Genomic DNA, 9577 nt, shown 5'->3' with positions numbered 1-9577 from the left:
TGGTGCTTTGGGGGATTTACTTATTTTTTGAGCTTTTGAGGGCTGTTTTTAGAAATCAAGTTTTGTCAATGCTCTGGGATTTTTCAAACAGCCTCTATTATAATCTTGCACTTGGCAAAAAAATCCTGTATAATTATCTGTCTTGTTGAGGTGAGGTGCTATGATACAGAGGCAAAGTTATGCAAACGTGGCTGACAACTCAGGAGCTAAAAGGGTTCAAATAATAGGTATACCTTATGCACCAAGAAAGTACGCAACAGTAGGTGATGTGGTTACCGTAACTGTAAAGGATGCAGCACCCAACAGCCCTGCTAAAAAGGGAAAGGTCTACAGAGCGGTGGTAGTAAGGACAAAGAAAGAGGTGAGGCGTCCTGACGGAAGCTACATAAAGTTTGATGATAACGCAGTAGTTTTGCTAAACCAGTACGGTGAGCCTTTAGGAACCCGTATATTGGGTCCTATAGCCAGAGAAGTGAGAAACAGAGGTTTTACAAAACTTGCGTCTTTAGCTCCGGAGGTGGTATGATATGGCTCTGAAGATAAAGAAAGGTGATACGGTCGTAGTGTTAAGAGGAAAAGAGAGAGGTAAGACAGGAGAAGTTATAAAGGTGCTAAGAGAGGAAAACAGAGTTATCGTAAAGGATGTTAACATAGTTAAAAAACATGTAAAGGGAATTCCCAATGTAAGGGAAGGCGGTATTTACGAAATGGAAGCTCCTATACACATAAGCAATGTGATGCTCCTGTGTCCTAAGTGTAATAAACCGACGCGTGTGGGTTTTAGGATACAGCGTGAAGGCAATGAACTCAAAAAGTACAGGTACTGCAAAAAGTGCAATGAGAACATAGACGTAATAAGAACCAAAGAGAGGGTCAAGGCATGAGTGTTGAAACAAAGTACATACCAAGGCTTTACATCAAGTACAGGGATGAGGTGGTACCAAAACTGATAAACAGGTTTGGATACAAAAACCCTATGGAAGTCCCAAAGATAGTGAAGGTAGTGGTCAATATGGGTGTGGGAGAAGCGGTGCAGGATATAAAGCATTTAGAAAGGGCTATGGAGGACATAAAGCTTATAACGGGTCAGCATCCAGCTGTCAGAAGAGCCAAAAAGTCCGAGGCAGGCTTTAAGCTAAGGAAAGGTATGCCGGTGGGACTAAAGGTAACTCTCAGAAAAGAGAGGATGTGGGACTTTTTAGACAAGCTCATATCCATAGCTCTTCCAAGAGTAAAGGACTTTAAAGGACTAAACCCAAGGTCTTTTGACGGTAGAGGTAACTACGCTTTTGGTATATCCGAACAGATCGTGTTTCCAGAGATAGATTACGAGAAGGTGGATGCCATAAGAGGTATGGATATAATCATACACACGAGCGCTAAGACTGACGAAGAAGCGCTTTGGCTGTTGTCCCTCTTGGGACTGCCTATAAGGAGCGCTTAAAGGAGGAGATTATGCCAAGAAAAGCCAAGATAGCTAAGGACATTAAACACTTTCCCAAGTATGATGTTAGACACAAAAACAGATGTCCCCTGTGCGGAAGACCAAGGGGATTTATCAGATACTTTGGTATGTGCAGGCTATGTTTTAGAGAGCTTGCGCTTAAAGGTGAACTACCCGGAGTTAGAAAGGCAAGCTGGTAAGGAGGTTTAAGGATGGACCCTATTGCGGATATGTTTTCTGCCATCAAGAACGCCATAAGTAGGAGAAGAGATTATGTGGATGTACCCTCCTCCAAGTTAAAAGAGGCACTGCTTGAAGTTTTAAAAAAGGAGGGCTACATAAGGGATTGGGAAAGGTTGCAAGATAACTCTAAGGGCACCCAATATACTTTACGGATACATCTCAAGTACCTAGATCCAAGAAAACAAAACAGCGTTATAAAAGAGATGGTAAAAGTTTCCAAACCTGGGAGGCGTATTTATGTTCCTAAGCATGCCATACCTTATGTCCAAAAGGGTCTTGGCATTGCCATACTCTCCACAGATGCAGGTGTGTTAACAGATCACGAAGCGAGAAAGCTTGGCAAAGGTGGAGAGGTTATAGCTTATGTTTGGTGAGGTGAAGCCATGTCAAGGATAGGTAAAAAACCTATAGAGATACCAAATGGTGTAAAGGTGAACCTTCAGGACTCTGTCATAACTGTAGAAGGACCAAAGGGTAAGCTTTCCATGAACTTACACCCCGATATGAAAGTTTATGTTGAAGGTAATACCATAAAGGTAGAGAGGCCTTCCGATGAACCCTTCCACAGAGCGATGCACGGAACCACCGCGGCACTTATAAGGAACATGATAAAAGGTGTTTCAGAAGGTTTTACTGTGGTGCTTGAAGTGTTTGGTCTTGGATACAGAGCTGCTGTAAAAGGTGGGAACCTTGAACTTAACTTAGGTTTTTCACACCCCGTAGTTTTCCCCATACCCCCTGATGTAAAGATAGAGGTCAAAGAAAACAAGATATATGTAAGTGGTGCGGATAAACAAAGAGTAGGACAGGTAGCGGCACAGATAAGAGCCTTTAGAAAGCCAGATCCCTACAAGGGCAAAGGTATTAGGTACGAAGGTGAAATTCTCAGGCTAAAACCCGGTAAAGCAGCAGGAAAAGGTAAGAAGTAAGGAGGTAAAAATGGCAAAGCTAACCAGTCGAGAAAGGAGAGAGAGAAGGCATAAAAGGATAAGGAAGAAAATATTTGGTACACCGGAAAGACCAAGACTCTGCGTTTACAGAAGTCTTCACAACTTTTACGCTCAGATAATTGATGACACAAAGGGGCACACCTTAGTATCCGCTTCTACTATAGACCCCGAGTTTGTAAAACTGGCTGGGAAAAGAGGGGGAAAGTCTATAGAAGATGTTCAAAAGCTCGCACAGATTCTTGTTCAAAAGGCAAAAGAGAAAGGAATAAGTAAGGTGGTCTTTGACAGAGGAGGATTTTTATACCACGGTAAGATAAAAGCCTTTGCAGAAAAGTGCAGAGAGTTGGGACTTGAGTTTTAAAGGAGGAAGACATGGGCGGTGTAGACCTTGAGAAACTTATTGACGAAAAGAGGAAGGTTCAAGGTATAGCTAATATGGAAGATGAGCTTCAAATAGAAGAGAGGCTCATATATGCCAGAAGGACCACGAGAGTAACAAAGGGGGGCAAAAGGTTCTCTTTTGGAGCTTTGGTCATAGTAGGGGATAAGAGGGGTTTTGTGGGCTTTGGGCTTGGTAAAGCCAGAGAAGTGCCTATAGCCATAGCAAAAGCCATAGAAGACGGTAAGAAGCATCTTATAAGAGTACCTATAATAAACGGTACTGTTCCTCACGATGTGATAGGTGAGTACGGACCTACCCAGATAAAGGTCATGCCTGCAAGGAGAGGTACGGGAATAGTGGCAGGAGGTGCAGCTAAACCTATCTTTGAACTGGCAGGGTATACGGATGTACTTACAAAACTTCAGGGTAGTACCAACCCAAACAATGTGGTAAGGGCTGTCTTTTCTGCCCTTCTCAAGCTAAGATCCTTAGAAGAAGTCTCAAGAGAAAGAGGTATTGACCTTGAAGAGCTTCAGAGGAGGTATCACTTATATGCGAGGTGAAGGTATGATAAAGGTGACTCTTGTGAGAGGTCTTGCCGGAAAGCCGGAACCACACATACAAGCAGTTAAAAGCCTTGGACTTAAAAGGGTAGGTCAGTCAAGGCTTCTTCCTGACACTCCTGTTGTGTGGGGCAACATAAAAAAGGCTTTTTACCTTTTAAAAGTGGAGCAAGTTTAAGGGGGTAAAACATGGAAATAAAGAGAACAGCCAAAAAGACTTGTAAATTTTGTGAGGAAAAGAAAGAACCCAGTTATAAAAACTACGAAGAGCTCAGACAGTTTATGACAGAAAGAGGAAAGATCATAGGCAGAAGGCAGACGGGTGTTTGTGCAAAGCATCAGAGAATACTTGCCAGGGAAATAAAGAGAGCAAGACAGTTAGCCTTACTACCTTATCTTGTTGCCTGACGGAGGAAAGGTCATGAAAGTGATACTTGTCCAAGATCTTGAAGGATACGGTGTGTTTGGTGATGTAATAGAAGTAAAGGATGGCTTTGCCAACAATTACCTCATACCAAGAGGTATAGCCATGCCTGCAACAGAAGGCAACCTAAGGCACATTCAGAGTATCCTACAGCAGAAAATGAGGAAGCTTGAGCGAGAAAAGGAAAAGGCACTGAATCTCGCTCAGGCTCTGAAAGGGATGATTTTGGAAATATCCAAACCCATTGGTGAAAAGGGTAAACTCTTTGGTTCTGTCACTGCAGGAGACATAGCCAACGCTTTAAAAGAGAGGGGTTTTGATATTGACAGAAAACGCATAATTATTAAAACACCCATAAAGGACGTAGGTATTTATACGGTTCAGGTAAGGCTACATCCGCAGGTATCAGTGGATATAAAGGTAGAAGTAAAACCTGCATGATGTTTTAACTCATATTGCAGAGAAAAGGTATGTGCTTTAAACTTATCTGAACTATGAGACAGGTTGCTCATCAAGGAAATATCAGACTATTAGCTGACTACTTTATTGCATTAATAGGTGTGCTTATTGCTATCCTTTTGGCTCTCTTAGGTGTGGACAACACTTTCTGGTACAAGTCCGCTACCTTACTGTACGCTCTTTCTTCTGTTATGTACATTTCTTACTCCATTTTTAGAAATTCTGTGTTTGCAAAAGTATCAACTTTTACCCTCTTTTTGGGACTAATATTGAACCTTACTGGCATGATAAGAAGGAGTATACAGAGTTATGAACTGGGCGTTTTTCATCCTCCGTGGAGCAATCTATTTGAAGCTCTTACCTTTTGGAGTTTTATAGTAGGTAGCATATACCTGATTATAGAAAGAAAATACGGACTGAGACTGCTCGGTGCTTTTGTTGTTCCTATTGCGTTTGTTCTCAGTGCCTTTGCAGTGCTTAAAGCATCAAAAGATATAACACCTCTTATGCCTGCTCTAAGAAGCTACTGGCTTTACCTTCATGTGGTGACTGCTTTTATAGGTTATGCAGGCTTTACTGTCGCTTTTGCCGGTGCTGTTCTTTATTTATTAAAGGGGAGGTTTCCACAAACGAGACTACTTCCTTCTCAGGACCTGCTTGAAGAGATCACTTACAAGTCTATTATTCTTGTATTTCCCGTATGGACTGCATCTATAATATTGGGCTCTGCATGGGCTAACGAAGCTTGGGGTGGATACTGGAGCTGGGACCCTAAGGAAGTTTGGGCTTTGATAGTTTGGCTCTTTTTTGGGGCTTACCTTCATGCCAGACAGATGCTTGGATGGAAAGGTAAGCGTACTGCCTGGATGGTAGTTTTTGGCTTTATTACAGTACTTATCTGTTTCTTTGCCATAAATCTGTACTTTCCGGGGCTTCATAGCTATGCAACAGACTAAGTTATACTGTTTAAAATTTCTGAGGATTCCCTTTCCGCATCTTTTATGCTCTGAATTACGGTCTGTGCATCCACATTTATTATCTTGGAGACCCTGTTTATGATCTTTTCGTTTTTACTGTCTTCCAACAGTTCTACTAGAGAAAGGATAAATCCTATTTCGTTAAGCCTTCTCTCAAAAGCTTCAACTATATCTCTATCCAACATAAGCTCCTTTACCACATCTTCGGGGTTCTGTCCAAGGATTTCTCCCGCTAAGGAAAAAAGACCAGCAAGGTAAGCCTTTTCTTTTACATGAGGTGCATATATACCTGCTAATTTCTCCGCTAAGCTTGCCCGGAAGAGAGACCTTTTCCAAAGGTTTACTTCGTCTTCTTCCACAAACATCTCCGAAAGAGCAAGCACTATGGTAAACTTGGCTATGTTCTCAAGTCCGAGTTTGCGCACAGCCTCTTCTATCTTGCTTATGTCCTTTATCTTTGTAGGATAGACAAAATTTAGAAACTTTAAGAATTTGTAAGTTGCTCCTATATCTTTCTCCAAAATGTCCACTATGCTTTTCATGTCTTTGTTCTTTATTGCTTTGTAAAGCTTGAATATGGTTGTCTTTAGATAAGATATGGTTCTTGTATCTCTAACCCTTATAGGTCTTGATAGGAGAAAACCCTGAAAAAAGTTAAAACCAAGCTGATAGGCCAGTTCGTAATCCTCCTTTGTTTCAATATTCTTGGCTATTAACCCTTTCTTCAGATTTTTGAGTATGCTTATCACTTCTTTGAGCTCCTCCATGTCGTAGGGACTTTTTTTCAAATTTATCTTTACATAATGGCACTTTCCTAAAAGAGGCAGGTAATCTATCTTTTCAAAGCCAAAGTCATCTATACAGAACTTAAAACCTTTTTTTAAAAGAGCGTTTATGGATTCAAAGAGCTCGTTAGAGAGCCTTCTATTTTCTACAAGTTCTATACCTACATACTCGGGGGAAAGAAGGTCAAACATGGACGCTTCAAGGAATATGGCAGGTACATTCACGAATACAAGCTTTCCGCCACCTACCCTTAGAGGATTAAGTTCTGTTATAGTATCTATTGCCATAGTAGTCGCTTTAAGGGGATCCAATCCTTCCGGGTACTTGTTAGTCAAGGAATCCTGTATGAAAACTTCGTAGAAAGCCACTTTCCCGTTTCTGTCATATATGGCTTGTTTGCACAACACATTCATGGGATTTATTATAACCTTCAAAAGAACTCTTCAAAAAGTCTTTCTAAGCTCTTCCCTTTGATCTTACGAAGATAGCTTACAACATACTTGCCTATGACATCTACCTCTACATTTACATAGTCTCCCTCCTTTTTGTATTTGAGATTTGTATTTTCGTAAGTGTGTGGTATGATGTTAAGGCTTATGGTGTTTCTTTCTACGTAATTAACAGTAAGACTTATACCATCTAAACCAACAGAGCCTTTTTCCACAAAGTATACAAGCCAGTTGTCTGGCACGTACACTTTGAGCTCGTAGTGATCTCCTTTGCTTTTAAAGTATGTTATCCTTGAGGTAAAATCCACATGTCCTAAGAGTATATGACCACCCAACCTGTCCCCTACTTTGAGTGCCCTTTCCAAATTTACGGGGTCGCCTGCGGATAGCATACCAAGATTGCTTCTTTTTAGGGTTTCCAATGAAAGATCAAATAACAGCTCATCTTTTACTATTTTCACTACTGTAAGACACACACCATTTACCGCCACACTATCCCCTAACTTTATATCTTTTAGAGATGTTTTTACACTGAGCCTTCCACCCGCTGAGGATGTCTTTAGAGCCTTCACCTCTCCTACATCTTCCACAAGCCCTGTAAACATCAGAGGATCACCTCATCAGCTCTGAAGACGGGTCCTTCGTAGCATACTCTGATGTAATGTCCTTCTTTATTTTTCACAACACAACCAAGGCACACTCCCCAACCACAAGCCATCCGTGATTCTAAAGAGAGGTAAAGCCTGCTTGGATCTACGAGTTTTTTTATAGCCCTTAGCATACCCTTTGGACCGCAGGCTGAAATAACCCAAGAGGAGTCAAAATCGCTAAGAGCATCAGTTATTAAGCCCTTTTTTCCATAACTTCCATCCTCTGTGTAAATGGCGTAATCAAAGCCTTCCTCTTTTAACCAGTTTTCCATACTTACATGTTCCTTACTTCTTGCGCCATACAGGAAAAACACCTTCTTTCCAGCTTTCCTAAGCTCCTTACCAAGAAGGGTAAGTCCTGCAAGCCCTATACCACCACCAACAAGCAGATGTTTGTCTCCTTCAAGGTTAAAAAGCCCCTTTCCTAATGGTCCAAGAATGTCCACTTGACTTTCCCGAGAGAAACTGCTTAAAAGCTCTGTTCCCTTTCCTACCACATCGTAGAATATAAAAAGACTGTCTTCTTTAATGTCAGCTACCGCAAAAGCTCTTCTGCCTATAGGATCTTTTGTGTGGGAAACCTTTATCATCACGAAATGCCCTGCTCTTATGTAAGGCGTTATTTGTGGAGCGAGCACCTGCATCATGTAGGTTTTAGGAGATATGGGTAAGTTTTGAAGTACTTTACCTTTGGTGTCCCTCATCTGCGTCTCCTTAGAAGCTCATCCCCAAGTAGATTGAAAGACATAACCACAAGAAATATGGCGATGCCCGGAGATAGTATCCATGGATAGGCTGATATAATGTTTATGTTTCTTGCATCAGATAGCATGTTTCCCCAGCTGGGTTGGGGTTCTTGAATACCAAGACCTAAAAAGCTAAGGGCGGACTCTGCCAATATGTAGCCTGGAAAAGAAAGCGTTGCGGATACTACAAGGTAATAGTAAGTATTAGGCAGTATGTGTTTGACTATTATCCTGAAAGTCCCTGCACCGTAAGTTTTTGCACTTTGGACAAACTCTTTTTCCCTTATGGAAAGCACCATACCTCTTACCACTCTTGCAAGACCGGCCCAACCCAAGAAAGATATGATAAAGACCACCATAAGAAACACCTCAAAGCTTTCCATAGTCAAAGGGAATACGCTTCTTAGGGAAAGCATCAGGTAGAAAGTAGGAATAGCCAAAAGCACTTCCACCAGACGCATGAGAAAAGCATCAAGTTTACCCCCCATGTAACCCGACAGACCACCTACAAGAGAACCTACAAGGAAAGTTATCGCTACACCGATCAAACCCACTAACATAGACACACGCGCACCGTAAGCAAGCCTTGAGAATATATCCCTGCCTAGCTTATCAGCACCAAGAAGGTACATCTTGCAAGGTTTTTCAACACCAAAGAGCTTAAATCCGTAAGGTGTTGTAATGAATAATCTAACAGGGCAGGAAGTTTTTGTATCTTCTCTGTAAGACTTAAAAATAGGATCCTCCATTACATACATGTTCACATAAGGTAAAGCAAGTTTTCCGTCTTTGAATAGGTGAATCTTGGTAGGAGGATGGTAAGGTGTTGTCCTGCTTTGAAGGTCGTAAGGGTAGGGTGCCACAAAGTCTGCAAACACCGCAAGAAACACAAAGAAACCTATTATGGTCAGGGAAAACTTCATAGACTAACATTATAGCTCCACCTACCTCTTTTCTATTAGATACCTCTTGAGACTCTCCTGCACTGTGTTCACACCCATGAAAAAGTCCATGTCAGTTTGCGCCGCAGAAACACACTTCTCGTCTATGTGCCTGCCCTTCTGAGCAGAAAGATCATGTCCAAAAGCCTTTACTATGTTCTGTGTTTCTTTTAGCCTTCCCAGTCTGTATAGCCTGTCTGCGTTCTGAAGCTTAGAAAAGAGAGAGTTAAGAACTCCGTAGTTCTTTATAAGTCCCAAGTCTGCGCAACCCTTTATGTCTTGTATGAGCGTTTCAGGACTAACTTTATCCTCTATCCTGACCTTCCTGCAGTCTCTATCCACATAAAACGCAAACTCCCTCTGTAGGCACTTGTTAAGGGGTTTAGAGCTCGTTTAAAAGGCTTGAGGCATTGGCAGGCAACGCAATAGGCGGTTTTGAGGTTTCTCAAACAGGCTCTCGTTTCCACTGAGACTGTTTAAAAAATAGCAAAAAAGCTCCCCACAATGGGGAGATAATATTAGAATGAGAAACAAAAAACACAAACAGATCGTAAAGTTCATAG

General features: G+C 41.6%; 17 protein-coding genes. 12 read left to right on the top strand and 5 right to left on the bottom strand.

Translation table 11 applies throughout. From position 1 onward, the window contains the following. Nucleotides 1–160 precede the first annotated feature (160 nt). Genes rplN through ccsB form a run of 12 tightly spaced genes read left to right on the top strand, consistent with a single transcriptional unit; the run spans nt 161 to nt 5421 of the window. A complete protein-coding gene (gene rplN / locus CP948_RS08725; protein WP_096603569.1) occupies nt 161–526 on the top strand; it encodes a 50S ribosomal protein L14 in 366 nt (121 codons plus the stop codon). A 1-nt stretch (nt 527) separates the two neighbouring features. Further along, on the top strand, nt 528–884 hold the full coding sequence (gene rplX, locus CP948_RS08720) for a 50S ribosomal protein L24 (protein ID WP_096603566.1): 357 nt from the start codon (nt 528–530) through the stop codon (nt 882–884). Further along, nucleotides 881–1444, top strand: coding sequence for a 50S ribosomal protein L5 (rplE, locus tag CP948_RS08715; protein ID WP_096603563.1), 564 nt, complete (start codon nt 881–883; stop codon nt 1442–1444). Before rplX ends, rplE begins: the two co-directional genes overlap by 4 nt. A gap of 11 nt (nt 1445–1455) precedes the next feature. Continuing rightward, a complete protein-coding gene (locus tag CP948_RS08710; RefSeq protein ID WP_096603560.1) occupies nt 1456–1644 on the top strand; it encodes a type Z 30S ribosomal protein S14 in 189 nt (62 codons plus the stop codon). Between the two features lie 12 nt (nt 1645–1656). Continuing rightward, a complete protein-coding gene (rpsH, locus tag CP948_RS08705; RefSeq protein ID WP_096603557.1) occupies nt 1657–2061 on the top strand; it encodes a 30S ribosomal protein S8 in 405 nt (134 codons plus the stop codon). Nucleotides 2062–2070: 9 nt separating this feature from the next. Next, the gene (rplF, locus tag CP948_RS08700; RefSeq protein WP_096603554.1) at nt 2071–2616 is read left to right on the top strand and encodes a 50S ribosomal protein L6; all 546 of its coding nucleotides are present in this window, start codon (nt 2071–2073) and stop codon (nt 2614–2616) included. Between the two features lie 10 nt (nt 2617–2626). Beyond that, nucleotides 2627–2998: a 50S ribosomal protein L18 gene (rplR, locus tag CP948_RS08695; RefSeq protein ID WP_096603551.1), complete on the top strand. Its 372-nt coding sequence runs from the start codon at nt 2627–2629 to the stop codon at nt 2996–2998. A gap of 11 nt (nt 2999–3009) precedes the next feature. Then, nucleotides 3010–3582, top strand: coding sequence for a 30S ribosomal protein S5 (gene rpsE / locus CP948_RS08690; protein ID WP_096603548.1), 573 nt, complete (start codon nt 3010–3012; stop codon nt 3580–3582). Next, the gene (gene rpmD / locus CP948_RS08685; RefSeq protein ID WP_245810126.1) at nt 3572–3760 is read left to right on the top strand and encodes a 50S ribosomal protein L30; all 189 of its coding nucleotides are present in this window, start codon (nt 3572–3574) and stop codon (nt 3758–3760) included. Before rpsE ends, rpmD begins: the two co-directional genes overlap by 11 nt. Nucleotides 3761–3771: 11 nt before the next feature. Further along, nucleotides 3772–3990 (top strand): 30S ribosomal protein S18, encoded by a 219-nt coding sequence (gene rpsR / locus CP948_RS08680; protein WP_096603545.1) that lies wholly within the window; start codon nt 3772–3774, stop codon nt 3988–3990. 13 nt (nt 3991–4003) lie between these two features. After that, on the top strand, nt 4004–4447 hold the full coding sequence (gene rplI, locus CP948_RS08675) for a 50S ribosomal protein L9 (RefSeq protein WP_096603543.1): 444 nt from the start codon (nt 4004–4006) through the stop codon (nt 4445–4447). 53 nt (nt 4448–4500) lie between these two features. Continuing rightward, a complete protein-coding gene (gene ccsB / locus CP948_RS08670; RefSeq protein WP_096603541.1) occupies nt 4501–5421 on the top strand; it encodes a c-type cytochrome biogenesis protein CcsB in 921 nt (306 codons plus the stop codon). Here the strand turns inward: ccsB and CP948_RS08665 are convergent. From CP948_RS08665 to CP948_RS08645, 5 genes are read right to left on the bottom strand one after another with little or no spacing between them, the layout of a single operon-like run. Then, nucleotides 5418–6641: an EAL and HDOD domain-containing protein gene (locus CP948_RS08665; protein WP_096603572.1), complete on the bottom strand. Its 1224-nt coding sequence runs from the start codon at nt 6639–6641 to the stop codon at nt 5418–5420. The two genes, ccsB and CP948_RS08665, sit on opposite strands and share 4 nt — an antisense overlap. Nucleotides 6642–6658: 17 nt before the next feature. After that, a complete protein-coding gene (locus CP948_RS08660) occupies nt 6659–7282 on the bottom strand; it encodes a riboflavin synthase (protein ID WP_096603539.1) in 624 nt (207 codons plus the stop codon). Continuing rightward, nucleotides 7282–8031: a dihydroorotate dehydrogenase electron transfer subunit gene (locus CP948_RS08655; protein WP_096603536.1), complete on the bottom strand. Its 750-nt coding sequence runs from the start codon at nt 8029–8031 to the stop codon at nt 7282–7284. Before CP948_RS08655 ends, CP948_RS08660 begins: the two co-directional genes overlap by 1 nt. Further along, nucleotides 8028–8996, bottom strand: coding sequence for an ABC transporter permease (locus CP948_RS08650; protein ID WP_096603533.1), 969 nt, complete (start codon nt 8994–8996; stop codon nt 8028–8030). Before CP948_RS08650 ends, CP948_RS08655 begins: the two co-directional genes overlap by 4 nt. A 21-nt stretch (nt 8997–9017) precedes the next feature. Further along, nucleotides 9018–9356, bottom strand: coding sequence for a hypothetical protein (locus CP948_RS08645; protein WP_096603531.1), 339 nt, complete (start codon nt 9354–9356; stop codon nt 9018–9020). Between the last annotated feature and the right edge of the window lie 221 nt (nt 9357–9577).

The organism is Hydrogenobacter hydrogenophilus (genome assembly GCF_900215655.1).
In the GTDB taxonomy this organism is placed as follows: domain Bacteria; phylum Aquificota; class Aquificia; order Aquificales; family Aquificaceae; genus Hydrogenobacter; species Hydrogenobacter hydrogenophilus.
This window is presented reverse-complemented; position numbering and strand designations above follow the sequence as displayed.

What these genes read in the sequence shown, in the direction of transcription:
- rpmD (WP_245810126.1), top strand. Translation starts at nt 3,572, where the DNA reads ATGCGAGGTGAAGGTATGATAAAGGTGACTCTTGTGAGAGGTCTTGCC.
- CP948_RS08660 (WP_096603539.1), bottom strand. Translation starts at nt 7,282, where the DNA reads ATGTTTACAGGGCTTGTGGAAGATGTAGGAGAGGTGAAGGCTCTAAAG.
- CP948_RS08650 (WP_096603533.1), bottom strand. Translation starts at nt 8,996, where the DNA reads ATGAAGTTTTCCCTGACCATAATAGGTTTCTTTGTGTTTCTTGCGGTG.
- CP948_RS08655 (WP_096603536.1), bottom strand. Translation starts at nt 8,031, where the DNA reads ATGAGGGACACCAAAGGTAAAGTACTTCAAAACTTACCCATATCTCCT.
- rpsH (WP_096603557.1), top strand. Translation starts at nt 1,657, where the DNA reads ATGGACCCTATTGCGGATATGTTTTCTGCCATCAAGAACGCCATAAGT.
- rplE (WP_096603563.1), top strand. Translation starts at nt 881, where the DNA reads ATGAGTGTTGAAACAAAGTACATACCAAGGCTTTACATCAAGTACAGG.
- rpsR (WP_096603545.1), top strand. Translation starts at nt 3,772, where the DNA reads ATGGAAATAAAGAGAACAGCCAAAAAGACTTGTAAATTTTGTGAGGAA.
- rpsE (WP_096603548.1), top strand. Translation starts at nt 3,010, where the DNA reads ATGGGCGGTGTAGACCTTGAGAAACTTATTGACGAAAAGAGGAAGGTT.
- rplF (WP_096603554.1), top strand. Translation starts at nt 2,071, where the DNA reads ATGTCAAGGATAGGTAAAAAACCTATAGAGATACCAAATGGTGTAAAG.
- CP948_RS08710 (WP_096603560.1), top strand. Translation starts at nt 1,456, where the DNA reads ATGCCAAGAAAAGCCAAGATAGCTAAGGACATTAAACACTTTCCCAAG.
- rplX (WP_096603566.1), top strand. Translation starts at nt 528, where the DNA reads ATGGCTCTGAAGATAAAGAAAGGTGATACGGTCGTAGTGTTAAGAGGA.
- rplR (WP_096603551.1), top strand. Translation starts at nt 2,627, where the DNA reads ATGGCAAAGCTAACCAGTCGAGAAAGGAGAGAGAGAAGGCATAAAAGG.
- rplN (WP_096603569.1), top strand. Translation starts at nt 161, where the DNA reads ATGATACAGAGGCAAAGTTATGCAAACGTGGCTGACAACTCAGGAGCT.
- rplI (WP_096603543.1), top strand. Translation starts at nt 4,004, where the DNA reads ATGAAAGTGATACTTGTCCAAGATCTTGAAGGATACGGTGTGTTTGGT.
- CP948_RS08665 (WP_096603572.1), bottom strand. Translation starts at nt 6,641, where the DNA reads ATGAATGTGTTGTGCAAACAAGCCATATATGACAGAAACGGGAAAGTG.
- ccsB (WP_096603541.1), top strand. Translation starts at nt 4,501, where the DNA reads ATGAGACAGGTTGCTCATCAAGGAAATATCAGACTATTAGCTGACTAC.